This window comes from Sphingobium vermicomposti, assembly GCF_011762025.1.
GTDB lineage: Bacteria > Pseudomonadota > Alphaproteobacteria > Sphingomonadales > Sphingomonadaceae > Sphingobium > Sphingobium vermicomposti.
On record NZ_JAASQR010000003.1, the window covers coordinates 460,018 to 486,369 of the forward strand.

30 protein-coding genes are annotated in these 26,352 nt (G+C 63.1%); 19 read left to right on the forward strand and 11 right to left on the reverse strand.

Annotated features, from left to right (window positions below):
* Positions 1-80: 80 nt before the first annotated feature.
* The 9 genes from FHS54_RS11965 (at position 81) to FHS54_RS12005 (ending at position 7,918) form a co-directional block, all read left to right on the forward strand.
* Positions 81-1,433, forward strand: a complete 1,353-nt coding sequence (locus FHS54_RS11965) for a M48 family metalloprotease (protein ID WP_167304446.1) — start codon at positions 81-83, stop codon at positions 1,431-1,433.
* Positions 1,430-2,197: a DsbA family protein gene (locus FHS54_RS11970; RefSeq protein ID WP_208404891.1), complete on the forward strand. Its 768-nt coding sequence runs from the start codon at positions 1,430-1,432 to the stop codon at positions 2,195-2,197. Before FHS54_RS11965 ends, FHS54_RS11970 begins: the two co-directional genes overlap by 4 nt.
* A 173-nt stretch (positions 2,198-2,370) precedes the next feature.
* Complete coding sequence (gene rpmH, locus FHS54_RS11975; protein ID WP_167304034.1) at positions 2,371-2,505, forward strand: 50S ribosomal protein L34; 135 nt, start codon at positions 2,371-2,373, stop codon at positions 2,503-2,505.
* Positions 2,506-2,588: 83 nt separating this feature from the next.
* Complete coding sequence (gene rnpA / locus FHS54_RS11980) at positions 2,589-2,972, forward strand: ribonuclease P protein component (RefSeq protein ID WP_243855739.1); 384 nt, start codon at positions 2,589-2,591, stop codon at positions 2,970-2,972.
* On the forward strand, positions 2,969-3,181 hold the full coding sequence (gene yidD, locus FHS54_RS11985; protein ID WP_167304035.1) for a membrane protein insertion efficiency factor YidD: 213 nt from the start codon (positions 2,969-2,971) through the stop codon (positions 3,179-3,181). Before rnpA ends, yidD begins: the two co-directional genes overlap by 4 nt.
* 31 nt (positions 3,182-3,212) lie before the next feature.
* On the forward strand, positions 3,213-4,916 hold the full coding sequence (gene yidC, locus FHS54_RS11990) for a membrane protein insertase YidC (RefSeq protein ID WP_167304036.1): 1,704 nt from the start codon (positions 3,213-3,215) through the stop codon (positions 4,914-4,916).
* A gap of 11 nt (positions 4,917-4,927) precedes the next feature.
* Positions 4,928-5,575 carry a ribosome biogenesis GTP-binding protein YihA/YsxC gene (gene yihA / locus FHS54_RS11995; RefSeq protein WP_167304037.1) on the forward strand — a complete coding sequence of 216 codons (648 nt, stop codon included), beginning with the start codon at positions 4,928-4,930 and terminating at the stop codon, positions 5,573-5,575.
* A gap of 112 nt (positions 5,576-5,687) precedes the next feature.
* Positions 5,688-7,736 carry a carbon starvation CstA family protein gene (locus FHS54_RS12000; protein ID WP_167304038.1) on the forward strand — a complete coding sequence of 683 codons (2,049 nt, stop codon included), beginning with the start codon at positions 5,688-5,690 and terminating at the stop codon, positions 7,734-7,736.
* Positions 7,733-7,918 (forward strand): YbdD/YjiX family protein, encoded by a 186-nt coding sequence (locus FHS54_RS12005; RefSeq protein WP_167304039.1) that lies wholly within the window; start codon positions 7,733-7,735, stop codon positions 7,916-7,918. The genes FHS54_RS12000 and FHS54_RS12005 overlap by 4 nt, the downstream gene beginning before the upstream one ends.
* Positions 7,919-7,921: 3 nt before the next feature.
* Here FHS54_RS12005 and FHS54_RS12010 read toward each other — a convergent pair whose 3' ends face one another.
* Both FHS54_RS12010 and FHS54_RS12015 read right to left on the reverse strand, forming a co-directional pair.
* Positions 7,922-8,839 (reverse strand): XdhC family protein, encoded by a 918-nt coding sequence (locus FHS54_RS12010; protein ID WP_167304040.1) that lies wholly within the window; start codon positions 8,837-8,839, stop codon positions 7,922-7,924.
* 51 nt (positions 8,840-8,890) lie between these two features.
* The gene (locus FHS54_RS12015) at positions 8,891-9,559 is read right to left on the reverse strand and encodes a S24 family peptidase (protein WP_167304041.1); all 669 of its coding nucleotides are present in this window, start codon (positions 9,557-9,559) and stop codon (positions 8,891-8,893) included.
* A 115-nt stretch (positions 9,560-9,674) separates the two neighbouring features.
* Here FHS54_RS12015 and FHS54_RS12020 point away from each other — a divergent pair, with 115 nt between their 5' ends.
* Together FHS54_RS12020 and FHS54_RS12025 are read left to right on the forward strand one after the other, a co-directional pair.
* Positions 9,675-9,860 (forward strand): hypothetical protein, encoded by a 186-nt coding sequence (locus FHS54_RS12020; RefSeq protein WP_167304042.1) that lies wholly within the window; start codon positions 9,675-9,677, stop codon positions 9,858-9,860.
* Positions 9,857-10,228: a hypothetical protein gene (locus FHS54_RS12025; protein ID WP_167304043.1), complete on the forward strand. Its 372-nt coding sequence runs from the start codon at positions 9,857-9,859 to the stop codon at positions 10,226-10,228. The genes FHS54_RS12020 and FHS54_RS12025 overlap by 4 nt, the downstream gene beginning before the upstream one ends.
* 12 nt (positions 10,229-10,240) lie before the next feature.
* On the opposite strand, the gene FHS54_RS12030 is transcribed toward FHS54_RS12025, so the two are convergent.
* Together FHS54_RS12030 and FHS54_RS12035 are read right to left on the reverse strand one after the other, a co-directional pair.
* Positions 10,241-11,110, reverse strand: a complete 870-nt coding sequence (locus tag FHS54_RS12030) for a hypothetical protein (RefSeq protein ID WP_167304044.1) — start codon at positions 11,108-11,110, stop codon at positions 10,241-10,243.
* A 12-nt stretch (positions 11,111-11,122) separates the two neighbouring features.
* Positions 11,123-12,349 (reverse strand): TIGR04063 family PEP-CTERM/XrtA system glycosyltransferase, encoded by a 1,227-nt coding sequence (locus tag FHS54_RS12035; RefSeq protein ID WP_167304045.1) that lies wholly within the window; start codon positions 12,347-12,349, stop codon positions 11,123-11,125.
* A 201-nt stretch (positions 12,350-12,550) separates the two neighbouring features.
* Between FHS54_RS12035 and FHS54_RS12040 the strand changes: the two genes are divergently transcribed.
* The 5 genes from FHS54_RS12040 to FHS54_RS12060 all read left to right on the forward strand — a co-directional run bounded on the left by FHS54_RS12040 (position 12,551) and on the right by FHS54_RS12060 (position 17,395).
* Positions 12,551-13,918: a putative O-glycosylation ligase, exosortase A system-associated gene (locus tag FHS54_RS12040; RefSeq protein ID WP_167304046.1), complete on the forward strand. Its 1,368-nt coding sequence runs from the start codon at positions 12,551-12,553 to the stop codon at positions 13,916-13,918.
* A complete protein-coding gene (locus FHS54_RS12045; RefSeq protein WP_167304047.1) occupies positions 13,918-14,625 on the forward strand; it encodes a hypothetical protein in 708 nt (235 codons plus the stop codon). Before FHS54_RS12040 ends, FHS54_RS12045 begins: the two co-directional genes overlap by 1 nt.
* A gap of 75 nt (positions 14,626-14,700) precedes the next feature.
* The gene (locus FHS54_RS12050; protein WP_167304048.1) at positions 14,701-15,708 is read left to right on the forward strand and encodes a DNA topoisomerase IB; all 1,008 of its coding nucleotides are present in this window, start codon (positions 14,701-14,703) and stop codon (positions 15,706-15,708) included.
* A 24-nt stretch (positions 15,709-15,732) separates the two neighbouring features.
* Complete coding sequence (locus FHS54_RS12055; protein WP_167304049.1) at positions 15,733-16,902, forward strand: mechanosensitive ion channel family protein; 1,170 nt, start codon at positions 15,733-15,735, stop codon at positions 16,900-16,902.
* 94 nt (positions 16,903-16,996) lie between these two features.
* Positions 16,997-17,395, forward strand: coding sequence for a hypothetical protein (locus FHS54_RS12060; RefSeq protein ID WP_167304452.1), 399 nt, complete (start codon positions 16,997-16,999; stop codon positions 17,393-17,395).
* Here FHS54_RS12060 and dgcA read toward each other — a convergent pair.
* Entirely contained in the window at positions 17,389-18,366 is a 978-nt protein-coding gene (gene dgcA / locus FHS54_RS12065; RefSeq protein WP_167304050.1) for an N-acetyl-D-Glu racemase DgcA, read from the reverse strand. The two genes, FHS54_RS12060 and dgcA, sit on opposite strands and share 7 nt — an antisense overlap.
* Before the next feature lie 166 nt (positions 18,367-18,532).
* Here dgcA and FHS54_RS12070 point away from each other — a divergent pair, with 166 nt between their 5' ends.
* Positions 18,533-20,320 (forward strand): ABC transporter transmembrane domain-containing protein, encoded by a 1,788-nt coding sequence (locus FHS54_RS12070; protein ID WP_167304051.1) that lies wholly within the window; start codon positions 18,533-18,535, stop codon positions 20,318-20,320.
* A 46-nt stretch (positions 20,321-20,366) separates the two neighbouring features.
* Here FHS54_RS12070 and FHS54_RS12075 read toward each other — a convergent pair whose 3' ends face one another.
* From FHS54_RS12075 to FHS54_RS12095, 5 genes are all read right to left on the reverse strand, one after another.
* Positions 20,367-20,684 (reverse strand): PilZ domain-containing protein, encoded by a 318-nt coding sequence (locus FHS54_RS12075; RefSeq protein ID WP_167304454.1) that lies wholly within the window; start codon positions 20,682-20,684, stop codon positions 20,367-20,369.
* A 196-nt stretch (positions 20,685-20,880) separates the two neighbouring features.
* Complete coding sequence (locus tag FHS54_RS12080; RefSeq protein ID WP_167304052.1) at positions 20,881-21,303, reverse strand: ExbD/TolR family protein; 423 nt, start codon at positions 21,301-21,303, stop codon at positions 20,881-20,883.
* A 20-nt stretch (positions 21,304-21,323) separates the two neighbouring features.
* Positions 21,324-21,812, reverse strand: a complete 489-nt coding sequence (locus tag FHS54_RS12085; protein WP_167304053.1) for an ExbD/TolR family protein — start codon at positions 21,810-21,812, stop codon at positions 21,324-21,326.
* A gap of 114 nt (positions 21,813-21,926) precedes the next feature.
* Positions 21,927-22,685 carry a MotA/TolQ/ExbB proton channel family protein gene (locus FHS54_RS12090; protein ID WP_208404893.1) on the reverse strand — a complete coding sequence of 253 codons (759 nt, stop codon included), beginning with the start codon at positions 22,683-22,685 and terminating at the stop codon, positions 21,927-21,929.
* A gap of 67 nt (positions 22,686-22,752) precedes the next feature.
* The gene (locus tag FHS54_RS12095) at positions 22,753-23,406 is read right to left on the reverse strand and encodes an energy transducer TonB (RefSeq protein WP_167304054.1); all 654 of its coding nucleotides are present in this window, start codon (positions 23,404-23,406) and stop codon (positions 22,753-22,755) included.
* 251 nt (positions 23,407-23,657) lie between these two features.
* On the opposite strand from FHS54_RS12095, the gene FHS54_RS12100 reads away from it, so the two are divergent.
* The gene (locus tag FHS54_RS12100; protein WP_167304055.1) at positions 23,658-24,527 is read left to right on the forward strand and encodes a hypothetical protein; all 870 of its coding nucleotides are present in this window, start codon (positions 23,658-23,660) and stop codon (positions 24,525-24,527) included.
* Positions 24,528-24,624: 97 nt separating this feature from the next.
* Positions 24,625-25,929 carry a homoserine dehydrogenase gene (locus tag FHS54_RS12105; protein WP_167304056.1) on the forward strand — a complete coding sequence of 435 codons (1,305 nt, stop codon included), beginning with the start codon at positions 24,625-24,627 and terminating at the stop codon, positions 25,927-25,929.
* Between the two features lie 17 nt (positions 25,930-25,946).
* Here the strand turns inward: FHS54_RS12105 and FHS54_RS12110 are convergent, their stop codons facing one another.
* Positions 25,947-26,258, reverse strand: coding sequence for a hypothetical protein (locus FHS54_RS12110; RefSeq protein WP_167304057.1), 312 nt, complete (start codon positions 26,256-26,258; stop codon positions 25,947-25,949).
* Positions 26,259-26,352 lie beyond the last annotated feature (94 nt).

Genomic DNA, 26,352 nt, shown 5'->3' on the forward strand with positions numbered 1-26,352 from the left:
TGCTTCAGGCCAAGTTCATGCTGCAGCGTGCATCGATTGCTGCCGATGCTGATCCCCGCCCCATCCCGGAGCGCTCTTTGATGAAACGGCGCTGGCTCCGCATGGGCGCAATCCTCGCTCTATGCGTGGCGATGACCGCGCGTCCGGCCATGGCACAGCAGATCCTGCGTGATGCGGAAACCGAAGCCTTCATGGCCGACATGTCCGCGCCGTTGGTGAGCGCGGCGGGAATGTCGCCTCGCAATGTCGAAGTGCTGGTCATCAGCGACCCGGAAATCAACGCGTTCGTTGCAGGCGGCCAATATGTCTGGGTCCATAGCGGCCTGATTGCTGCTGCCGACAATGTGAACCAGTTACAGGGCGTCGTAGCGCACGAATTGGGCCATATCGAAGGCGGGCACGTCATCCGGTCGGCTGAAGGAATGAAGGCAGCCACCGGCATCACCCTGCTGAGCCTGGTGCTGGGCGCGGCGGCGATCGCTGCTGGCGGGGCAGAAGCCGGCATGGGCATATTGGGCATGGGCCAGCAAGCGGCGATGGGCAAGTTCCTCGCCTTTTCCCGTGCGCAGGAAAGTTCGGCGGACCTTGCCGGTGCGCGCTATCTGAGCAAGGCGGGCTTGTCCGGCAAGGGCAGCCTGGAATTCTTCAAAAAGCTGCAGAACCAGGAATATCGCCTCGCGATTCCGCAGGATGACAGCTACGGCCGCACCCACCCACTATCGGGCGAGCGCATCAATGTCCTGCGGGAAGTTTATACGGTCGACCCGGCGTGGAATAAGCCTGTCGATCCCGGCTTGGAAGCGCGGTTCGAACGAATCAGGGCCAAGCTGGTCGGTTATGTGTCCGAGCCCCGGCAAACGCTGATCAAATATCCCGAAAGCGATCAATCGATCCCCGCACATTATGCGCGCGCCTATGCGTGGCATAAGAGCGCCTACCCCGACAAGGCGATGGCCGAAGTGGGCGCGCTGCTGAACGCTGCGCCGCATGATCCCTATTTCCTGGAGCTAAAAGGCCAGATCCTGCTGGAAAGCGGCAAGCCCGCCGACGCCATCGCACCTTTGCGCGAAGCGGTGAAGGCGACCAACCAGCCGCTGATCGGCACCCTGCTGGCGCACGCCCTGATCGCGACGGAGGACGAACAAAATTTCGCCGAGGCCGAGCGGGTGCTGCGCAATGCAGTGGCGCGCGACCGGGAAAATCCATTCGCCTGGTATCAGTTGGGGGTCGTTTATGAACGGCGCGGCGATATTCCGCGCGCCGCGCTGGCGACCGCCGAACGCTATGCGATGATGGGCGAATCCCAGATGGCGCTGCGCAGCGCGGATGCGGCGATGCAGGGATTGAAGTCCGGTACGGTTGACTATCTGCGGGCACAGGATATCGCCATGGTTTCACGCGCGGCGGTCGAGCAAAAGCGGAAGAAAAGATGACGCAAACAGACCGGCCGGGATTCCGTGCCGCCCTTTCCAACAGGACGATGCAGATGACCCTTGGCGCTTTGGCCCTTCTTGCCGCAGCTGCGGGCACTTCGCTCGCGATGCAGAATAGCCAGGGGGTCAACGCGGGCGACAAGGCCGCAATCGAACAGATTGTGCGCAACTATATTCTGGAACATCCCGAAATCATTCCCGAAGCGGTGGATCGGCTTCAGGCCAAGCGGATGGCGAACAATATCGACGCCAGCCGCCAGGCGATAGAAACGCCCTATGCCGGGGCGTGGGAAGGTGCCGCTAAGGGCGATGTCACGCTGGTCGAGTTTTTCGATTATGCCTGCGGCTATTGCCGCGCATCCCTTCCCCACCTCACGCGGCTGGTGAATGAGGATAAGGGGCTGAAAATCGTCTATCGCGAGCTGCCGATCCTGTCCGACGACAGTGGCGATGCGGCCAAGGTCTCGCTGCTGGCGGCGGAAAAGGGGCGATATATGCCGTTCCACCGCGCCCTGTACGAAGAAGGCAAGGTGACGCGCGAATCCATCCTGAAGGCTGCGTCCAGCGTCGGCATCGGTCGGGCAGAGGCGGAAGCGGCGATGGCCAGCGGCAAATATGACGCCGAAATTCAGTCGAACATCGCACTGGCGCAAAGGCTGCAGGCCAGCGGCACGCCGACCTTCGTCATCGGGGACCAGGTGTTGAACGGCGCGGTGGGATATGACGCGCTCAAAAAGGCGATCGAAACGGCGCGGAAGGAATAAAGGGGCGGCGAATGGCCGTCCCTGGAAGCCTTGCGAAAAGCGACTATCGCCGCCGCCAGCGCCATTGACTCAAGGTCGCCTTTTGCCTATCGGACGCCCCCTGACATGCGGCTGCCCCGTTGCGGCCCTTTTTTGTCACGCCCGATTTTTACGTTTGCTTTGAGGAATGAACGATGAAGCGCACCTATCAGCCGAGCAATCTGGTTCGGAAGCGCCGTCACGGTTTCCGCGCTCGCATGGCGACCCCCGGTGGCCGCACTGTGCTGCGCGCCCGTCGCGCCCGTGGCCGCAAGAGCCTGAGCGCCTGAACGACGCGCCGCCGACGCGCGCGCCTGCTATTTTAGGCCGGCGCGCCGATTTTCTGGCGGCGAATCGCGGACGGCGTGCACCCATGCCGGGTTTTGTCCTGCTGGTGCGCGAACGCGGCGATGGCGATCCGGCGATGCGTATCGGCATCACGGTCACAAAAAAGATTGGCGGCGCTGTCGTTCGTAACCGGATGAAGCGCCGTTTTCGCGTTCTGGCGCGGGAACTTCTCCCCATCCATGGCGTGGCTGGCGCGGATCATGTGCTGATCGGGCGGAACGACGGCGTGGAGCGCGACTTTGCGCTGCTCCGGTCAGAGCTGGAAAAGGCGCTGCGCAAGGTGATGTCGCGACCTGCGGGCGATGCTCGCGGACCACGCAGGAATGCCGCCAGCGCCAGGGATGCAGCTGATGGCAAGAGCGGAACCGTGGCCGCTCCGGCATCGGGAAACGGGCCGGAACAGCGATGATCTCTCGCATCCTCATCCTGGTCGCTCGCATCTGGCAGCTTGGCCCTTCCCGCATCCTGCCGCCCACTTGCCGCTATGCTCCATCCTGTTCGGAATATGCGATTCAGGCGCTCCGTAAATATGGTGCGGTCAAGGGTAGCTGGCTGGCAACGAAGCGGCTAATGCGATGCCACCCATGGGGCGGTTCGGGTTACGATCCGGTTCCATAATATCGATTTCAATACGGCGGAGCCGACAATCGTGGACGACAAGAAGAATATCATTCTGGCGGTGCTGCTGACCGCGGCGATCCTGTTCGGCTGGCCCTATATCGCCAATCATTTCTTTCCGGCGGCCAATCCGCCCGCCACGAAGATCGAAGGCGGCAAGACCAAGCCGCTGCCCAAGCCGGGTGCCGACCCGACGGCAGACAGCCCTTCGGCCATCCGCGACCGCAATCTGGTGCTGCAGGAAAGCCCGCGCGTGCCGATCCGCACGCCCAAGTTGACCGGATCGATCAACCTGAAGGGCGCGCGCATCGACGACATCGTGCTGCCGACCTATGGCGAAACAATTGCGAAAAACTCACCCGCCGTCCGGCTTTACAGCCCGTCGGGGACGAAGGACGCGGCGTTCGCCGGGTTCGGCTGGCAGGGCGAAGGGTTGCAGCTGCCCGACGCCAGCAGCGTGTGGACGGCCCAGGGCACAGAGTTGACGCCCACCAGCCCGGTCACGCTGCGCTGGAACAATGGCGCGGGCCAGAATTTCGAAATCCGCTTCACCGTCGACCAGAATTACATGATCACGGCCCAGCAGAAGGTATCGAACAGCGGCGCGGGCGTGGTGAGCGTGAAGCCTTATGGCTATGTCAGCCGGATGGGCATTCCGCACGATCCCGACACATGGACGATCCATATCGGGCCGATGGGCGTGTTCAACGGCGCGGCCAATTACGACGTCAACTATAAAGATCTGGATGAGGGTCCATCGACGCAGAGCTTCCAATCCACGGGCGGCTGGCTGGGCTTTACGGACAAATATTGGCTGTCCGCGCTGATACCCGATCAGAACACCGCCATTAGTGGGCAATTCCGCAAAGGCGCAGGCACTCAATATCAGGCGGATTACAGCTTGCAGCCCACCGTGCTGGCCCCTGGCAAGGCGATCACGCAGACCGCGCGCCTGTTTGTGGGCGCAAAGGAAGTGAAAACGCTGGAAGCCTATCAGGACGCAGGCGTTCCGCTGTTCGACCGCGCGATCGACTGGGGCTGGTTCTACTGGTTTGAAAAGCCGATCTTCGCATTGCTGCACTGGCTGTTCGAACATATCGGCAATTTCGGCGTCGCCATCATCTGCCTGACCTTCGTCGTCCGGGCGCTGATGTTCCCTGTCGCCCAGCGCCAATTTGCCAGCATGGCAGCGATGCGCGCGGTACAGCCCAAGATGAAGGCGCTGCAGGAAAAGCATAAGGACGATAAGCCCAAGTTGCAGCAGGAGATGATGGAGCTTTACAAGCGGGAGAAGGTGAACCCCCTCGCCGGCTGTCTGCCCATCTTCATCCAGATTCCGATCTTCTTCGCGCTGTACAAGGTGCTGCAGCTGACGATCGAAATGCGCCACCAGCCTTTCGTCCTGTGGATTCAGGATCTGTCCGCGCCCGATCCGCTGCACATTCTCAATCTGTTCGGCCTGCTGCCCTTCACGCCGCCGTCCTTCCTGGCGATTGGCGTGCTGGCGCTGCTGCTGGGCATTTCGATGTGGTTGCAATTCAAGCTGAACCCGGCCCAGATGGACCCGATGCAGCAGCAGATCTTTTCAATCATGCCGTGGATGATGATGTTCATCATGGCACCCTTTGCCGCAGGGCTGCTGGTCTACTGGATCACCAACAACTGTCTGTCGATGCTGCAGCAATGGTGGCTGTACAAACGCCACCCCGTGCTGAGCACGGCAGCCGCGAAATAAGGCGAGACCAGGTGAACGAGCAGGAACAGGCTGACCTGATAGAGGAAGCGCGCAAGGTTTTTGCCGGACCGATCACCTTCCTCAAATCTGCGCCCGACCTCAAATTCCTGCCGGACATGTCCGTCAACGAAGTGGCGTTCGCGGGCCGGTCGAATGTGGGCAAATCGTCCCTGCTGAACGCGCTGACCGGCCGCAACGGCCTTGCCCGCACATCGAACACGCCGGGCCGGACGCAGGAACTGAACTTTTTCGACGTAGGCGATCCGCTGCGGTTCCGGCTGGTGGACATGCCGGGCTATGGCTATGCGCGCGCACCCAAAGACATTGTGCGCAAATGGCAGTTTCTGGTGAATGATTATCTGCGTGGCCGCGCCAAGCTGAAACGCACGCTGGTGCTGATCGACAGCCGCCACGGCATCAAGGATGTCGACACCGACATTTTCAACATGCTGGATGGGGCCGCCGTCAGCTATCGCATCGTGATGACCAAGGCGGACAAGGTGAAGGCCAGCCATCTGGCAGAGGTGACGCAGGCGACAGCCGACGCCATCCGCAAGCGTCCCGCCGCTCATCCCGACATCATCCTGACGTCGAGCGAAAAGGGCATGGGCATAGCCGAGTTGCGCGCGGCGGTTCTGGAAAGCGTGACGCAGGGCTAAGGGCGGGTCCGCGCCACGCTGGCCCTTTTTTCGGGTCGGCTGAGCCGGATGATTGTGTTTGGAAGCCAGAGCCTTACTGTGCCGGGCCAATCCGACACAGGTTGAGAGAGCGATGACCCGGCACATACCCTGGATCTTGATAGCGATCGTCGGCGCGGCTGCTTTGTCGGTGGTCGCCCTGTCCCGTGGTGAGGCCGTCAACGCGCTGTGGATCGTGGTTGCCGCGATCAGCAGCTTCCTGGTCGCCTACCGCTATTATGCGCTCTACATCGGTCGGGTCGTGATGCGGTTGGACGATGGCCGCCCCACCCCCGCCGTGCGGCGCGCCGACGGGCTGGATTATGTGACCACGGACAGGGTGGTGCTGTTCGGTCATCATTTCGCGGCCATCGCAGGCGCAGGGCCTTTGGTCGGCCCGGTCCTCGCGGCGCAGATGGGCTATTTGCCGGGCACGATCTGGATCATCGCGGGCGTGGTGCTGGCAGGCGCGGTGCAGGATTTCATGGTCCTGTTCATCTCCATGCGCCGGGACGGCAAGTCGCTGGGCGAACTCATCCGCATGGAAATGGGTCAGGTGGCGGGCACGATCGCGCTGTTCGGTGCCTTCATGATCATGGTCATCATCCTGGCCGTGCTGGCGCTGATCGTGGTGAAGGCGCTCGCCGAAAGCCCGTGGGGCATGTTCACCGTCGCGGCGACCGTGCCACTGGCGATGTTCATGGGTGCCTATACCCGTTGGATCAGACCGGGGCGGATCGGCGAAGTGTCGCTGATCGGGCTGGTCGGGTTGCTGGCGGCGATCGTTTACGGCCAATCCATCGCGGCATCGTCCTTTTGGGGACCGGTCTTCACCTTCACCCCGTTGCAGCTTTGCTGGATCCTGATCGGCTATGGCGCGGTGGCGTCGGTGCTGCCGGTGTGGCTGTTGCTCGCGCCGCGCGATTATCTGTCGACCTTCCTCAAGATCGGCGCGATTGCCGCGCTGGCGATTGGCATCGTCATCATGGCCCCGCCGCTCAAAATGCATGCGGTGACGCAGTTTGTGAACGGCAACGGCCCGGTCTGGTCGGGCGGCCTGTTCCCCTTCCTGTTCATCACCATCGCCTGCGGGGCGGTGTCGGGCTTTCACGCGCTGATCGCGAGCGGGACCACGCCCAAGCTGATCGCGCGGGAAAGCGATGCGCCGATCATCGGCTATGGCGCGATGCTGATGGAAGCCTTTGTCGCAATCATGGCGCTGGTCGGTGCTTCGATCCTCGACCCCGGCATCTATTTCACCATGAACAGCCCGGCTGCGGTGATCGGCACCGACGCCGCCAGCGCGGCGGCAGCCGTGACGGCAATGGGCTTTCCCATCGCGCCTGACGTCATCGCCCAGACGGCCAGGGACGTTGGCGAACATACGATCATTTCGCGCACCGGCGGCGCGCCGACACTGGCGGTGGCGATGGCGGAGATTTTCTCCCATGTGGTGGGCGGACCCGCGATGAAGGCATTCTGGTATCATTTCGCGATCCTGTTTGAAGCGCTGTTCATCCTGACTGCGGTGGATGCGGGCACGCGCGCCGGACGATTCATGCTGCAGGACCTGATCGGGCTGGTGGTGCCGGCCTTCAAGGAAACGGCTTCCCTATTGCCCGGCCTGGTCGCGACCGCGCTGACGGTCGCGGCCTGGGGGTTTTTCCTGTATCAGGGGGTCACCGATCCGCTGGGCGGCGTTAACACGCTATGGCCAGTGTTCGGCATTTCCAACCAGATGCTGGCGGCCATCGCGCTGATGCTGGCGACGGCGGTGCTGTTCCGCATGAAGCGGGAACGCTATGCCTGGGTCACGATTGTGCCGACCGTCTGGCTGCTCATCTGCACCCTGTCAGCGGGGCTGTTGAAGCTGTTTTCCGCCGATCCCAAGGTCGGGTTCCTTGCCCATGCCGACCGGTTCAGCGCGGCTGCGGACAAGGGCGATGTGCTGGCCCCCGCCAAGTCGATGGCGGAAATGCGGCAGATCATCTTCAACGATCGGGTGGACGCTGGCCTAGTTGCGCTGTTTTTGGCGGTAGTGCTGTCGGTGCTGTTCTTCACCATCCGCTCCTGCCTGTCCGCAAGGCGGGACGCCCAACCCACCGCCAGGGAAATCCCGGCGCAACTGGTGGCAGCGGAATGAGCGCCTGGCTCCCCCGGATGCGGCGCATCGCCGCGATGATGGTCGGCATGCCCGATTATGACGCCTATCTGGCCCATATGCGCAACCACCATCCCGGCCAGCCTGCAATGGACCGCACACAGTTTTTTCGGGAGCGGCAGGAGGCGCGCTATGGCGGTCGGAACGGCGGCAAGTGCTGCTGAGAGTCAGCCCCTGGCGTTGAACCCCGCGATCATGCCCGCCGCGATCGACAGGGCGATCTCCGCTGGCCCCACTGCGCCGATGTTCAGCCCGGCGGGTCCGTCAATCCGTGAAAGGTCGGCGGAGGAAAAGCCCATGGCGCTCAGCCGTTCGAGCCGAGCGGCATGGCTTTTGCGCGATCCCAGGGCGGCGACATAGCCGGTAGGCGCCCGCAGCGCGGCGGCGAGCGCGGGGTCGTCAATCTTGATGTCGTGGCTAAGCGTCACCACGGCGGTGGACTCGCCCGGACGATAGGCGTCGATCGCCTCGTCAGGCCAGCGATCGTCCAATGCAATGCCGGGAAACCGCTCTTCGGTCAGGAAACGCCCGCGTGGATCGATGACGACCGGTGTGACGCCGATGGCCTGGGCCAGTGCGCTTAAGGACTGGGCGATCTGAACCGCGCCCACGATCAGCAGGCGGCGGGGCGGATCATAGCGATTGTGGAATTGGCCCTCGATCACTCCTTCGCGGGTGATGGCGGAGTCGAGGTCGGTGGACAAGGTGAGTGCCCTGCCCGCGTCGCTCGCCGCGATGATGCGATCGAATAATGTCGGCGCAAAACCTTCCTTTCCGACCGGCTGCACCAGCACACGAATCTCTCCACCGCAGGGCAACCCAACGGCCCATGCATCGCCATCGGCCACGCCATAGCAAGCGAGATGGCCGGGCCGTCCGGCGATGACTTCCTCTGCGCGTTGCAGAATGTCCGATTCGACGCAGCCGCCAGAAATGCTGCCTTCGAAGCGACCGTCCTGGTGGATGATCATATGGCTGCCACGGGGGCGAGGTGCCGAACCCCAGGTGAAAATGACTGTCGCAAGCGCCATGGGCGCGCCACGCCATTCCATCGCCTTGCGGATCACCGCGTCATTGTCATTCACCCGCATGTCTCCTGCCGCCCGTAAATAGGCGCGCGCTGCCGCAGCGCCAAGCTAGCCGAGGCGGCGGCCGGTCCACACCACCCGGCCAACAATAGCGACCAGCGCCGGATCAATGTCGATCCAGTCGGGATAATGGGCGTTGTCGCTGAGTATGCTGAAGACACCCCGCCGCGGCCCGAGCGCGATGCGCTTTACCATCAGCACGCCATCCAGCCGCAGCACATAGACGCCGTCGCGCATCCGCGCGCCATCATCGTCATGGTCGACCATGATTTCGTCGCCATCGTTGAGCGTCGGGGCCATCGATTCCCCGTCCACCCGGATGATGGAGACGCGTTGCGGGCGGACGCCCAGATGCCGCAGCCAATTGGCGTCGAAAGCCATTGCGCCGGTCGCCCGTTCATCTTCGTCCAATGTTCCAGGGCCAGCGGACGCGCCCAGCGAAAGGCGCGGGATGGTGACCACGGCGGGCAGGGCGCGGGACCGGCGGATGGGCTCCGCCACTGATCCACCACCCAGTAATTGTTCGGCCACGCCGAAATAGCGGGCAAGGACGCGCCGGTCCTCTTCGTCCAGCTTACGGGGCGTGCCGCGCTTGATAAATTGCTGAATGTAGGCGGGATTGCGCTTCAGCAGCCGGGAGAGGTCGGCATAATTCTCCCCCCGCTCAGCGATGAGCCGTTCCAGCACGACGCGAGGATCTTGTCCATTACCGACCATGTCTCATCCATAATGATAGGATTTTTCCTAGACAAGTAGGAAATAGGTTTTCAGATAGGAATGCACCTGTCGAATCGCAGCGGGCGAATCGAACCGAATGAGGAGAAAGAAGGCCATGCTGATCCGCACCGTTGAAAAATTCATGCGGGAGTTTGGCGTTCCACCCACGCGTTTTGGCCGCGAAAGCGTACGCGACCCGCGCTTGGTCTTCGATCTTCGTCAGGGCCGCGAGCCGGGCGAACGGATAAAGAGACGGATAGAACATTTCATGAACACGTATCGCAGGAGCGCCGGTCAATGACAAGCATGGATATCGTCCGACGGCTGGACAATTTGGTCCCAAATGAAGCGAAGAGGATAGGCAGCCGCGACCCATTGCCCCGGCTTCTTGCACAGTTGGTGGCGCGTGCGGGCGAGCCGGTGACCGTCGAGCGCGCGACCAGCCGCCCTTGGGCCAGCGCGCTGTTTGAAGGGCGCCGTCATGTCGTGGCTCTGCGGCTGACTGGCGTAGATGCGCGGGAGCGGCGCGTGCGCTTTGACGCCGGGCTGGAAGAGGCCGAGTGGACGCTGCCCGGCCATTTCGTCGCTGACATCAGCATAGATGAACAGCGATCGACACCGCAGGACGAGTGGATAGAGCTGTCCGCCCTGACCATCGAGGACTGGTGAGGGCGCGGGCGGTTAGCGGGTGCGCCCCGCCATGGCGCGCAGCGTGCCCAGGGCAGCGCGCAGTGCCTGGTCGACTTCATCCTCCACGCGATCGCGCACGGGGATGGCCTGTTCGACCGGCATGTCCGCGATCACGCCTCGTCCGGCGGGCGCATGGCGTTCGCGCTGGGCGAGGCCTCGTTCGAGGCGGGCCGTCAGGTCGGCAAGGGTCATCGGCTCCGCGCGGGGGGCCGACATGGGGCGAGCCGTCTCTGCAAAGGTTTCGGCAGGGGCCGCCGGTTCTGCAACCTCAACCACCTCTTCAAATTCGGCATCCGACACATCCGGGGCCAGCGCCTGCTGCGTTGGCGGGAGAGGCAGGGTGACGACGACAGGCTGCTCCGCCGCCTCCACCGGTTCAGGGGCTTCCACGCGAGCGGGTGCGATGCGGGGGAAGATATCCAGCCCGTCAAAGTCGCGGCTCGCGAAAATCGGCGTGCGCGCCGGTGCGTCCGGGTGGGCGTCCGCGCGGCGCAGGGCGGGGCGTCCACCGCTCGGCCTGATATTCCGGCCCCGCGAAAGCCAGCCCAGCTTCGACAATGCAAAACCCATGTCACTCACTCCCCGAACGCCATCCCGGCGTCCATAATCCTGTAAAAGAGGCGTCGAGACGCTGCCGCGCCCTACCCAAGCAAATCCCATCACCATCAGCGCGCCGAATCCGGCGATCAGCAGCCGCGCCTTCAACCCCAGTGGCGGCGCGGCGGCAGGCCAGGCTTCACTCAGCCCGCTCGACGCCACGATCGTTTCCACCAGGCCGACCGGCATCGCCAGAAGGACCAGTGCCGCGACAAGCCCGCCCAGCGCGGCGGGCAGGAACGTGCGGCTGGATCGAATCGCCATCGGCACAGCCATTCACGCCGCCGCGCGCAGGCGGTGGGGGATGGCGAGCAGCCGCTGATAGACCGGCTCATAACGCAGAATATTTGACGACCAGTTACGCTCGCGCTCGACAAAGGCGCGGGCGGTTGCGCGCCGTTCGGCCCAGAATCCGCGGTCGGCGAACATGCCCCCCAATGTCGTTGCGATGGAGGCGGGGTCGCCCGGCGTGAACAAGGCGCCGGTAACGCCATCCTCAATCAATTCGCGATGCCCGCCCACGTTCGATGCTGCGACGAGGCGGCCCTGCGCCATCGCTTCCAGCGGCTTGAGCGGCGTCACCAGTTCCGTCAGGCGCATCGCCTTGCGCGGATAGGCAAGGATGTCGACCTGCGCATAATAATGTTCGACCTGATCGTGCGGCACCCGGCCAACAAACAGGATATGGTCCGCAAAGGGCGACGCCATGGCCTGGTCGCGCAGAGCCTGTTCGCATGGGCCGCCACCGACCAGCAGCAGCTTGACCTTGGGCCGCAACCGCACGAGTCGCGGCATCGCGGCTATCAGGTGATCCAGCCCTTCATAATCGTAGAAACTGCCGATGAAGCCGACCACGTCCGCGCCTTCCAGCCCCAGCCGGGCGGTCAGGGCCGGATCGCGCGGCAACGGATCGCCAAACTGGTCCATGTCGACGCCATTGGGCGACACGATGATCTTGTCTGCATCGACACCCCGCGCAAGCAGGTCGGCGCGCAGCCCTTCGCAAATGACCGCAACCGCATCGGCGGCGCGGACGGCATGCGTTTCCAGTTGGCGCGTCAGCCAGTAGCGGGGGCTTCCCTCCGTCCCGGTGCCGTTGCCGACCGCCGCATCTTCCCAAAAGGCGCGGATTTCATAGAGCATGGGGATGTCGTGCCGCTTCGCCACGCGCTGGGCAGCGATGGCGTTCAGCACCGGGCTGTGGGCGTGGATGATGTCCGGTCGCCACTGAGCAACCAGCGATTCGATGACATCTGTATGAGCCGCTATGTCGCGCCATTCGCGCAACAGCGGATTGCCGGTCGCGGCATCGCCCGGCGTGCGGTGAAAGCGCAGGCCGTCGACGACCTCCTCCATCGGCCCCGGCGCACCGTGGCGGCGGCCCGTGATGCCGCGCACGTCCCATCCTTTCGCCATTTGGGCGCGCAGGATCGCACGGGTGCGAAAGGTGTAGCCGCTGTGCATCGGCAGGCTGTGATCGAGCACGTGGAGTATCCGAGTCATGAGTAATGTTGTGCCGGAAAAGGTTTAACGGCCCGTCAACTCTGCCGCTGTAGGGAAAGGGGCATGGCCCTGGACCACACTCGCACGCGATGATCGACGCCCTTTCCCTACTGGTCAGCCATAGCGTGATCATGTTGGCCGCATGGCGCCTGCTGTCGCGCGCCGATCTGGATGACGAATCCGCGCAGGAGCAGGCCCCCGATGCGTGACCTGTTCTTCGTCGCCTTCCTGGGCGCATTCTTTCTGCTGGGCCTGCGCCGCCCTTTCCTGCTGGTCGCGGTCTATGCCTATATCGACATCGTGTCGCCGCAGCGGCTTTCCTATTTCCTGCTGAACAGCATACCCATTTCCGCCATCGCCTTTGCGCTGGCAGTCGGAACGTGGCTGCTGGTGGACAAGAAAGCGGACTGCCGCTTTTCCATGCGGCAACTGTTGCTGCTGATCCTGCTCGCCTGGTGCGGCTATACCACCGCGACGGCCGATTTCCCGCTGAATGCCCAGACAAAGTGGGAATGGGTGTGGAAGGCGATGATCTTTGCGATCTTCCTGCCGTTGACGCTGCGAACCCGGCTGCGGCTGGAGGCGCTGGCGCTGTTCATGGTGCTATGTGCCAGCACAATCATCATCAACGGCGGCATGAAGACCGCGCTGTCGGGCGGCGGATACGGCGTGCTGAACCTGATGGTCGACAATAATAGCGGCCTTTACGAAGGCAGCATCATTTCCTGCGTCGCCATATCGCTGATCCCGCTCCTCCTCTGGCTTGCGAAACATGGGACGATCTTTCCGCCCGACTGGCGCGTGCGCGGTTTCGCCTATGCGCTCTGCCTGGCCTGCCTGCTGATGCCGATCGGCACGGAAGCGCGCACCGGCCTTGTCTGCATCGTCATCCTGGCGGGCATGATGTTGATGCGGTCGAAGCGGCGCTTCGTCTATGGCCCATTATTGGCTGTCGCCGCGCTTGCCGCCATCCCCTTCCTGCCGGCCAGCTTCACCCAGCGCATGTCGACAATCGAAAACCACCAGGGCGATGAAAGCGCTGCGACGCGTCTCGCCGTGTGGAAGTGGACGCTCGACTATGTGAAGGAGCATCCCGGCGGCGGCGGCTTCGACAATTATCTGCAGAACAGCTTTACCTATTTCACGCAGGAACGCGTGATCGACAGCGGCGGGTCGCGCGTGGAGCGCCGCCTGGTCACCGACAAGGGCCGCGCCTATCACAGCGCCTATTTCGAAATGCTGGGCGAGCAGGGCTATTTCGGCTTTGCGGTCTGGGCGTTGCTGCACCTCATCTGCTTCATCAGGACCGAATCGATCCGTCGGCTCTATCGCAATCGCGATGGCCCAGCCGAAGCCTGGGTCGCTCCTTTCGCGCTGGCGCTGCAACAGGGGCATGTCATCTACATGGTGGGGTCGCTATTTGTCGGCATTGCCTACCAGCCGTTCATTTTCATGATGCTGGCGCTTCAGATCGGGCTGGACACCTATTTGACCCGCAAGCGCCGGGCAGCGGCGCGCCAGCAATTATCGCCATTCGGCCCGTTGCGGCCGGCACGAGGGGGAGTGTGATGAGAGGAGAATTGCGCATTCTGGGCATGGCCCACGGTCTGCTGCTGGGCCTGGTGCTGGCGTCGCCGATGATCGGGTCGAGCGCCCTGCCCTGGGGCGTCGAAGCGCTGTTCATCATTGCCGCCTTTCAGTTGCGGCTGGCCGACCGCCGGTGGGACGCGCGCGCCGGGCTTCGCGGCTGGGCGAGCCACATCCGCATGGCGCCCGCACGCATGGTGCCATGGGCGGGGACGGCGGTCGTCGCCGTCATCGCCGGGCCGGAACAGGCGGCGTTGGCAGGATCGATCCTGACCGCGGTGATATTGGGCGAACTGCTGATCTACCCCATCGGCGCGAACCTGCTGGGTCGCTTGCCGCGCCCAGGGCTGGCGGGGCTGATCCTGCTGCTGATCATCGGATGTGGTTTGAGCGAACCCGGACAGGCAAGCCGTTTTGCCGTCGCCTTTGCCATCGGGATGACCGGCTGCGTTTTCTGGATGCGCGGTCCCGATGGCGAAATGCGGTCGACGATGATTGCTACCGCAATAGCCACGGCGGCATTCCTGGCCGCGCTGTTTCATCCGGAAAGCGCGCGCTGGGTGATCCCGGCAGGCGCGCTGGCGGCGACCCTTGCGCTGGCCCATCTGTCCGTCATTCGCCGCCAGCCGCAGCATTGGCGGATCGCTGGCGGTGCGCGCGCCTTTCGGTCGTTGCTATCGCGGCCCTGACCATCGCCGCCACGCGCCGCGCGGAACGGAACGAAGCGCGAAAATAAGGGTTTCCTTCGCCTGAGAAGGAGCCCAATGCCCCATCGCCGCATCGTCCATGCCAATGACAGCCTGCCAGGAATTTCGCGCCGGGCGCTGAAGCGCGGCTGGGCCTATTATCTGCCCGATGGTGCCCGCATCACCGACCGCGAAGAGATTGACCGGCTGAACGCTGTCGGGATGCCGCCCGCCTATCGCGACTGCTGGTTCTGCCTGAAACCCAACGGCCATATCCAGGCCACCGGCTATGACGACCGGCGGCGCAAGCAATATCGCTACCATCCTGAGTTTCGCGCCGCGCGTGAGGCGGAAAAATATGGCGGCTGCGCAGCATTCGGGCGGGCGCTGCCCAAGCTGCGCGCCCGGATCGAGGCGGACCTGTCCACCCGTGGCTTACGCAAGGAACGCACTTTGGCCGCAGTGGTGCGCCTGCTCGACCTCGCCAAGGTGAGGGTGGGCAATGAGCAATATGCCGCCGCGAACAAGAGTTTCGGCGCGACGACGCTGCGCCGCCGCCACCTTGACCTGAAAGGCCAGCGGATGCGGTTGCGCTATCGCGCAAAGTCGGGCCGCGAACATGACCTGACCATCACCGATCGACGACTGTTGCGATTCGTGCGGGCGATGCAGGATTTGCCGGGGCAGCATTTGTTCCAATATCTGGATGAAGACGGCGTTGCGCGGCCGATCAGCTCAGGCGACGTCAACGCCTATATCGCCGACGCAATGGGCGGTGATTTCACGGCCAAGCATTTCCGCACCTGGGGGGCGTCCACCGTCGCCTTTGAAACGCTGGCGTCGGGACCTGTGTCCTTGAACCAGATGATTGCCCCCGTTGCGCAAGCGCTGGGCAATACGCCTGCGATCAGCCGCAAAAGCTATATCCACCCCGCCCTGATCGAACTTTGCAAGTCGGGACAGGATGAATGGCGAGAGGGGCTTCGCTTGCCGCGCAGCACGCGCTATCTGACCCGTTACGAACGCGGATTGATCGCTTTTCTGGACGAGTGCGGCGGAACGTCCGCGCTCGCCGTGGCGGCCTGACCGCTCGCCAATGCAGGAATGTTCATGACCGCGATAAAAGAGCCCGTGCCAATCGACATGACAGCGCGCCCACGAGACCTGGCGGAGATGTGGCGTTCAACCACCGAATGGCTCAGCGTCCATTCGCTGCAAATCCTGTTCGCGGTCGGGGCGGCGGTCCTAATCTACCTGGCGATTGCGGCCTTGCGGGGATTTGGTAAACGCATGATCGGCAGGCCCGGCGACGCGCTGGGGCTATCGCATGTCGCCGGTCGCGCCATCGCGCGGACCAACCATTTCTTCATGGTCATGGTCGCAGCCCGACTGGTCGTCAGCTACGCCAATCCGCCTGAGCTTGCGTTCAAGACGATCAGCTTTCTCTTCACCATAGCCGCCGTGTTCCAGGCCGCAATCTGGGCGCGCGAGATCATCCTGGGCTTGGTCGAACGCAGGACATCGGCCGAAGATGGGCATGGCGAAACCCTGGCCAACGCGATGGGGCTGATCCGGCTGCTGGTGACCTTTGCCCTGTTCGCCATCGCCACCGTCGTCGTGCTGGACAATCTGGGCGTCAACGTCACTGGCCTGGTGGCGGGCCTGGGCATTGGCGGCATCGCCATCGGCCTGGCGGCGCAGGGCATATTTTCCGACCTGTTCGCCGCCCTGTCGATTATCTTCGACAAGCCGTTCCGCCGGGGGGAAGTGATCACCTACGACCAGACCACCGCGCGGGTCGAGCGCATTGGCCTCAAATCCACGCGTCTGCGCGCCATGTCCGGGGAAAAGAAGGTCATTTCCAACGCGAATCTGCTGCAGAAGGAGATTACCAGCCTGCAGACCCTGGCGCAGCGGCGCGTGACCTTTGGCCTTGGCATCATCTACCAGACATCCGACGAAAAGGCCGACGCGATTCCCGATATGCTGCGGCAGATAGTGGAGGCGGAAGGGTTCCTGTTCATCAATGCCGGGCTAGTGCGATTTGGCGCCAGTTCGCTGGATTATGAGCTGAACTTCGACGTGCCCGATCCTGACCTGCACGATTATTTCCTGTCGCGTCATCGGGTGGGGTTGGCGATATGGAAGCGGTTCAAGGCGGAAGGCATAGAGTTTGCCTATCCCACCCAGACCAGCTTCACCGCCGCGCCCGATGGCAGCACCATCATGCCCTATCCCGAACAGATCCACGTCGACGGCGCGGCCCGTCGGCTCACCTGAACCCATTTTCGATTCGGCTTATCCTGCCTCCGCTTGCCCCGGGGACGCCCTGGATTCAGGGAAGGCACTGAATTCTGGCTGGGAAAATAAGATGATGTTCTATCGGGAAAAACTCGCCATCGGCGCGGCGGTCGCGATGCTGGCGATCGCCCCTGCCGCCCACGCCGGAGGGCTGGGTGCGGAGGTCAATTATGGGCGGGCGCAAGGCGATTGGGGTGCTGAACTGGGTGCGGGCTACGCATTCGACCTGGCGGGGTTCAGCCTGACGCCCAGCGCCGGCGTCTATCTGAACGATGGCGACACGTCGATCTACGGCAGGGTCGAGGCGACCTACACGCTGCCCGCCGCCGCGACCATTGGCGCAGGCGTCCGTTTCAGCGACGACGACCCGCGCCCCTATGCCACCATCGCCATGCCGCTGTTGCCCAAGCTGCGGGTGAAGGGGAATGTCGGCCCCAAATATTACGCCGTTGGCCTGACGCTGGGCTACTGACCCGTTCCCCATAGGGTGCCGGGCTGCAGCAGGCCGTCGCGCAGGGCGAGGCCGCCCTCCCGGTCACTCGCCAACAGCAGCGCGCCGTCTAGGTCGATCCAGTCCGCCCCCTGCGCGACCAGCGCGGCGGGCGCGATGCCCAGCGACGTGCCGAGCATGCACCCCACCATGATGCGAAAGCCCCGGCTGCGTGCTTCCTGCGCCAGCGCCAGTGCCTCGGTCAGCCCACCCGCCTTGTCCAGCTTGATATTCACCGCATCGAAATCCCCCAGCCGGTCGAGATCGGCGCGGGTGTGGCAGCTTTCATCAGCGCACAGCGGCAAGGGAGCGCAGATTCCCGCCAGGCGATCCTCGCGGCCATGGACGATCGGCTGCTCCACCATTTCGACGCCCAGTTGGGACAGTGCCAGTGCCTGCCCGACGATGTCGAGGTCGTGCCAGCTCTCGTTAGCATCAACGATCAGCCGCGCCTGCGGAGCGCCCGCTCGGACAGCGGCGATCCGGGCCAGATCGCCCTCCCCGGTCAGCTTGCATTTGAGAAGGGCAAAGCCCCGTCCCGCCGCCGCCCGCGCATCGCTTTCCATCTGGGCAGGATCGTTGAGGCTGATGGTGAAAGCGGTAGACAGGGGCGCGGGTGGTTCCAGCCCGGCGAGCTGCCATACGGGCGACCCCGCCTTCTTCGCCTCCAGATCCCACAGCGCGCAATCGAGCGCATTGCGCGCCGCGCCGCGCGGCATGGTTTCCAGCAAGACTTCCCGGTCCAAGGGCCCGTCATAGGCATTGATCGCCGCCGCGCAGCCTTCCGCCGTTTCCCCTTCATAATAGATGGCTGTCCCTTCCCCCCGGCCGGACAGTTCGCCATCCCTGACAAGGCAGGTCACGACATCGACCGATGTCTTGGCACCACGGCTGATGATGAAGGCACCCGCTACCGGCCAGCGTTCAACAGTCGCGGAAATTATGCGGGTCATCGGTGTTCCCTGTCAGGAGAATATACGGGAGCAAATATCGGCCCTATGCGAAAAACCGCAAGCCGTCGCATGATCCCTTGGACTTGGCTGAATAGAAGATCACCCGCGCGCCGGGAAGCACCGATCCTCGTTGAGGGTTGGTCCGGGGGCTGCTAAGCGCCCCCGCATGGAAGATGCGGAAAAGCCCATGGCGCGCGCGGGCGCGCAGTCCACTCTTGGCAGTCTGCGGATGTTGTGGCGCTTTGCGGCGCGCTATCCGGGTCGCATCGCAGCGGCTCTCGGCGCGCTAATCGTTTCGTCCGCCGCGACATTGGCGATCCCGAGCGGTTTCAAACTGGTCATCGATCGCGGCTTCATGGGTGGCGGCAACATTGACCGCTGGTTCCAATATCTCTTCCTGATCGTGATCATCCTGGCCCTGGCGACGGCGGCGCGCTTTTACTTCGTGTCGTGGTTGGGCGAGCGGGTCGTCGCCGATATCCGGTCGGCGACACAAGCCAATTTGCTGCGGCTGGAACCTCGTTTTTTCGAAGAGAACCGACCTTCCGAAATCGCGTCGCGGATGACGGCGGACACGGCGATCATCGACCAGATCGTCGGCTCCACCGTATCGGTGGCGCTGCGCAATATTGTGACGGGCACTGGTGGCCTGATCTATCTTTTCGCGCTGGCGCCCAAGCTGGCGGCAATGCTGCTGCTGGGCATTCCGATCATATTGCTGGTGATGATCAGCCTGGGAAGGCGCGTCCGAAAGCTTTCCCGTGCCAGTCAGGACCGACTGGCGGCGGTCGGCAGCATCACCGCCGAAGTGTTGGGCGCGATGAAGATCGTCCAGGCATTCGGACAACAGGACCGCGAAGCGGCACGGTTCGACGCCGCCGTGGGCGAAGGTTTCGCTACTGCCCGCCGCCGGATCATATTGCGGGCGGCAATGACTGCGGTAGTCATCGCCATCGTGTTCGGGTCGATCACGGCGGTCATGTGGCAGGGCGCGCTGGACGTTGCCGCCGGGCGGCTGTCGGGCGGCAGCATTGCCGCCTTCGTTCTGACCGGGGGCCTCGTCGCGGGCGCATTCGGCGCGCTTTCCGAAACATGGGGGGATTTGCTGCGCGGCGCGGGCGCGGCAAGCCGCCTGCATGAACTTATGACCGCAGTCCCGCAGATCGTGGCACCCGCTCAGCCTACCCCCCTGCCCCGGCTGTCCCATGGCGCGCGGCTTCAGTTTGATGACGTGCATTTCAGCTATCCGACGCGACCCGACCAGGCGGCGCTGCACGGCGTGACACTCGACATCGCGCCGGGCGAAACTGTTGCCGTCGTCGGTCCTTCAGGCGCGGGCAAATCCACGCTGATTCAGTTGGCGCTTCGCTTTTATGATCCAGATTCAGGCGTAGTCAGGCTCAATGGCGTTCCGCTGCCCGAAAGCGATCCTGCACAGGTGCGCGACATGATGGCGATGGTGCCGCAGGACAGCGTGATCTTTGCCGCTTCGGCGCGGGACAATCTGCGCTTCGGTCGATGGGACGCGAGCGACGAGGAAATATGGGACGCGGCACGCGCGGCCAATGCGGAAGGCTTCCTGAGGGCGCTCCCAGAGGGCCTGGACACCTATCTGGGCGAAGGCGGCGCGCGTCTATCGGGTGGACAGAGGCAGCGCCTGTCGATCGCGCGCGCGCTGCTACGGGATGCCCGGATATTGTTGCTGGACGAAGCCACTTCCGCGCTCGACGCAGAATCCGAACGGCTGGTGCAGGACGCGCTCGCGCGATTGATGACGGGACGCACGACGATCGTCATCGCCCACCGGCTGGCGACCGTGCGCGCGGCTGACCGAATCGTCGTTCTGGATGAGGGCCGTGTGGTGGAACAGGGCAACCATGCATCGCTGATGGCCGAAAGCGGGCTTTACGCGAGGCTCGCCAGCCTTCAGTTTCAGGACGCTCCGGTCAGTTGAAACCCGACTTCGGGGGCGTCAGCGTCGGACCGGAGATAGGCCCAGCCTATCGGCTGATACGCAAGATGTGATCCAGGATGGCCGGATGCAGCGGGCGTTCAAAACGGCATCCTGCTTCATGACCGCTGGTCCACAGAACCAGGGCGCGGCGGCCTTCAAAACCTGGCAACATGATCCAAAGGCTGTCGCCTCTGGACAATTTCATGAAGCTTTGCAGACGGAAGCCGGTGACCGAGAGATCGGCGACCTTGCTCCTGAACCAGGTTTCGCCGGGCCGCCGAACCCTTACGGACACAGTCGCGGAGCGGCGTTCGGCACGGCGGCCGTCATTCCAGGAGACGTCTATTTGAAATTCAGCGCCCATGATGCCCATCGCAATCCTCGACAGGATAATCCCTCACCTAGGTGAAAAAAGGGTGAATGGGGTCGCCACAAATGAAAAAGGGGCCGCATCAGCGGCCCCTTGGGTCAGCGTCCGATATATACTGATATGCTACCCTGTCCACGCCCGGAAACGGGAAGTCGTATCCCCGGCCAAACAGTGGCGGCATGTTCAGCCGTCAGAACTGACCATATTGCTCGTTGCCGACGAAGCCCAGCTTCGTCACGCCCGCGCGTTTGATTTCTGCAAGCACCTGGTCAACGATCACATAGCGCGTCGCCGCATTCGGCTGGAACTGCAGTTCGGGTTCAACCGGCAACCGCAGCGATTGCTGCAGATACTGACGCAGGGTCAGCAGGTCGATGGCCGAACCGTTCCAGGTGATCAGGCCGCCAGCATCGATTGCAACCTTGTTCTTGACAGGGTCGATGACGCTGTCGGTCGGCGGCGCATTCTGCGGCAGGTCGATCTTGACCGCGTGGGTCTGGATCGGGATCGTGATGATGAACATGATGAGGAGAACGAGCATGACGTCGATAAGCGGCGTCGTGTTCATTTCCATCATCGGTTCGCCGTCGTCAGTTCCGGCACTCATTGCCATCAGGCGATACTCCTAAAAACTTACAGCCGCTGAACCGACGTACCCGGTTCGGGTTCGGAGATGAAACCGACCCTCGGGAAACCGGCGCGCTGCATCGTGTAGATCGTGCCGCCAATACACCGATAGGGCGTATTGATGTCACCGCGAATGTGCACTTCGGGCAGATCCTCAGGTGTCATATTCTCGACACCGCCCGCCTTCTTGATGTCCGCTTCGAGCTTCGCGACCGCGCGATTGAGCAGATCGTCAGAAGATACTTTGGTCATGTTCCAATAGACCGCACAGCTGCCATCGGCACCCGTCGTGATCGACAGGGAGACATTTTCCGGCTTCGTCGTCGTCGGCTCGAACGCGACCTTGGGGAGCTGCAGCTGAACCGTCTGGACGACGACCGGGACCGCGATAAGGAAGATGATGAGCAACACCAGCATGACGTCGACGAGCGGCGTCGTGTTGATGTCGGACATCGGCTTTTCTTCACCGCCGTCGGAGCCAACACTCATTGCCATTGATAATTTCCTAACATGCGTGTCGATGGCGCCCCGTCATTCGGGGCCCATGGCCGGTGGGAAACCATGGCGGTCGCAGCCCGCCCGCCGGTCTCCCACCGGCGCTTGACCCAATCAGGCCTTGGTCGCAGCCGTGGCGGGCTTGGCGGCAGGAGCTACCGGGGCCGCAGCGAGCGAGGGGCGTACCGCGCCGTTCGATACCAGGTGCGCCAGAAGATCGACGGTGAAGCCGTTGAGCTGTTCCGCGATCGACTTGTTGCGGCGCTGCAGGAAGTTGTAGGCGAGCACCGCGGGAACGGCGACGGCCAGACCCAGGGCGGTCATGATCAGAGCTTCACCGACCGGGCCGGCAACGGCATCGATCGAAGCCTGACCGGCAGCGCCGATCTTGATGAGGGCGCGGTAGATACCGATAACCGTACCGAACAGGCCGATGAACGGCGAGGTCGAACCGACGGTAGCGAGGAAGGCCAGACCGCCACCCAGCTTCGAGTTGATCGACGCTTCCGAACGAGCGAGCGAGCCGTGCAGCCAGTCATGGGCTTCGACGGGATCGGTCAGCTTGGTATGTTCTTCCTGGGCCTTGATGCCGTCATCGACGATCTGCTTGTAGGCCGAATTCTTTTCGAGCTTGGCGGTGCCTTCCTTCAGGGAAGGGGCGCGCCAGAAGGTCGCACGAACCTTCTTGCCCTGATTGATGACCTTCTGCTGTTCGATCAGCTTGGTGAACAGGACATAAAAAGTACCGACGGACATGCCCACCAGAATGATGAACACGGTCCAGGCAATGGTGCCACCCTGTTCCAGAGCTTCCATAAGCCCATAAGGGTTCTCGGGCTTAGGCGCGGCTGCGGCTGCGAGATACATCAACATTTTCAAGACTTCCCTCTCAAAGGATCAATAACAAGGGAAGGCGGCAACGCCAGCCTTCCCGTCAATATCATTCCGGCAGTCGCCACGTAATGCGACCGTTATAGGTGTCGGACATTGCGCCCCCGCCCGCAGCCGTCGCCGGCTTGAACCGCGCGCGGCGCGGCAGCAGGCGGCAGGTCGCCTCGTCAAGGTCCGAATGGCCCGTAGATGAGGTGATGGTGCAGTCGGTGACACGGCCATCAGGGCCGATCTGAAGCCGGAAACCAGCGGTGCCCGAGCGTTCTTCACGCTGCGCGCGGCTGGGATAATCGGCATCGCTGAGCCAACCGCCCGGCGAACTGCGCGGCGTCGCACGCGTTGCGGGCGTCGGCGGCGGGGCCGGAGGTGGCGGCGGAGCCGCAACCGGAACCGGGTTGAATACCGGCGGAGGTGTGCGAACGGTCTGGATCGGCGGCGCGGGGGCCGGCGTCTGAACGATCGGTGGGGGAGCAACTACCGGCGGCGGTTCGACCGGCTGGTCTGGCGGCGGTGGCGGCGGCTCCTCATCGGGTGGCGGCGGTTCCTCTTTCACGTCGATCACGTTCAGCTGTTCTGCCGCCTTTTTGACATATTTCATGCCAAGGCCGGTGACGAAAGCATAACCGAGAACAGCGTGAACAAGGGCGACGATGATGATCGAGATCGTCCGACTCGATCCTTGCGAGTGGTCAGCATAGGCCATTCGGCAACGACACTCCTTAACTCAGCTTACCAGTTGATTATAAGCTAATAAGCGAAAAGCGACCCGAGCTGGCCGGGCTATCCCCGGTCACCTTTGGCCCCTATCCTCTCATTTGCTACCTTGCGAACTCCTATCGCGGCGCATCGTGGCACGCAAACGCTTTATCGATACGGTCAATTGCCATTAATATTTTGCACCAGAATGTCTTGCGTGTGACAACGATGTCACGCCTGATGACCCGTAGGACGAATATGAAAATCAAATCCTCCATCCAACCCGCATATTTTTTCCTCTCATGCCTCATTTCCGCCTCATACCCCAGCATTTCCGGGGCTCAGCCCGTTGGCAATGGCCCGGTCGCTGCGGCGCGCGATTCTTTATCCTATGCCGACATGGCGGACCTTGCCGACGCGTCGTCGCTGGTCGCGGTGGTGCAGATTCGCAGCGTAGTAACTCTGGATGCTGAACGGGCCGGCGCGGTCCCTGAAGGCTATCGACGGCTCTATATTGAGGCCGATGTGACCAGCCTGATTCGCGGAGACGGCGGAATCAGCCCGACGGTTCGCTATCTTTATGACGCCCCCCTCAGTCCCAGGGGCAAGCTGCCCAAGCTGAAGAAGGCGCAGATGATCCTCTTTGCCCGGCGAGCGGATCGGCCCGGCGAGATCCAGCTCGTCGCGCGCGATGCCCAGATCCCGGCGGACGCTCCCACGATCCAGCAGGTGAAGGCGATATTGTCCGAGCTGGTGGCAAATGGCGCTCCACCCCGGATCATTGGTGTCGGTGACGCTTTTCACGTCAGGGGCACGGTGGCGGGGGAGAGCGAGACCCAGATCTTCCTGCGCACGCAAAACGGCGATCCGGTGTCACTGTCCATCCTTCGCCGTCCGGGGCAGGAACCACGCTGGGCCGTCGCCTTGGGTGAGATTGTGGACGAAGCCGCCCAGCCGCCCGCGCGCGGCAGCCTGCTCTGGTATCGGCTCGCCTGCGGATTGCCACGGAGCCTTCCGGCCCAATCCGTCCGCTCGCTTCCCATTGCGGACGCAGATGCTGCGCGCGCAGATTTCGCCTTGGTGATGCAGGCCCTGGGCGTGTGCGAGCGCAGCCGGGCGATTTCCTGATGCCCCCAATCAGCAGTTTGACCGTCTTTTCCTTGGACAGCGGAGGATTGGAGGTTATCAGCGCCGCTTCACGCCAGCCTGAGGACAAAGCAAAGCCATGACCAATCTTCACCGCCATGCACCGCTGCGCGTCGCGCTTGTCGGCCTGGGCACGGTGGGCGGCGGCGTCATCAGGCTGTTGCAGGCCAATGCCGAATTGATCGCGCGCAGGGCCGGCTGCCCAATCCAGATCGTGGCTATATCCGCGCGGGACCGGAATAAGGATCGCGGCGTCGATCTGTCGCCTTATGATTGGGTCGATGACATGACGACCTTGCCCGGCCGCGACGACGTCGATGTGGTGGTGGAACTGATCGGCGGGGCGGACGGCCCTGCCCTCACCCTGGCACGGCAGTGCCTGGCGGCGGGCAAGCCTTTTGTCACCGCCAACAAGGCAATGCTGGCCCATCATGGGCTCGATCTGGCGACATTGGCCGAAAAGGCCGGCATCGCGTTGAAATATGAAGCAGCGGTTGCGGGCGGCATCCCGGTGATCAAGGGCATGCGCGAAGGCGCGGCGGCCAATGAGATCGCGCGCGTCTATGGCATCCTGAACGGCACCTGCAATTATATCCTGACCACGATGGAAAAGGATAAGCGCAGCTTCGATGATGTGTTGAAGGAAGCGCAGGAACTGGGCTTCGCCGAAGCCGATCCCAGCTTCGATATTGACGGTATCGACGCGGCGCACAAACTGACCATCCTCGCCAGCCTCGCCTTTGGCACCGAACTCGATTTCGACAATGTGGCGACGACCGGCATCCGGCATGTGATCGCCGCCGACATCGCCGAAGCCGCTGCCCTGGGTTTCCGTATCCGCCTGGTCGGCATGGCGCAGAACGGCCCGGAGGGCCTGTTCCAGCGCGTCCACCCCATGCTGGTCCCACTCGATCATCCCCTTGCCCATGTCGACGGTTCGCTGAACGCTGTCGTCGTGGAAGGCAATTTCGTCGGACGGCTGTTCTTTCAGGGGCGCGGCGCTGGTGACGGCCCGACCGCTTCGGCTGTGGTGGCCGACCTGATCGACGTCGCGCGCGATGAATATGGCGATGCGTTCGCGATGCCCGTCTCCGCTCTTACGCAACAGCAGCCCGCCGATGCGGGCGCACGGATAGGGCGCGCCTACCTGCGCTTCAAGGTGAAGGATCGCCCCGGCGTGCTGGCGGAAATCGCCGCCGCGATGCGCGACGCCGGGGTATCGATTGAAAGCATGATCCAGCGTGGCAATCATCAGGAAGATGGCGTGCTGATCGCCATCGTTACCCATGCGGGCGAAGAACGCTGCGTCCTCGACACGCTGGAACGGCTCGCCGGGTCCGACAGCCTGCTGCAGACGCCGATGGTAATGCATATATTGGACTGATCGCTAAGGTTCCGCGCTCATCGCGGGCCGAAGCTCTTCAATAGCGTCTCAAGCAGGGGTTCCCCAAGCTGGAACAGTTTGAGGCGCGCCCGTTTGGGGCAACCCATATTGCCTATCACACGGCAAGGACGGGCGTCGAAGCGGTAGGCGCTCATCTTGATATCACTTGCCTGGGCCGGACGATCCAGCGCGGGATGCGCGACTGCCGGTTCGGTCGTCGTCGTCAGGCATAGCGAAGGCACGGCATGACATGGCGCGGCCCCGGCGGTCTTGCCCGGAAGAAGGATCGCAGGACTGGCGAGGCTCACGGCAATCATGGCAGCGATCATCTATAAAGCCTTTGAAAGTCCAACCTGCTATAAATGCACCGTTCGACAAGATGTTGCATCTTCAATATGAAATGCCGGGCCGCGACGCCGCATG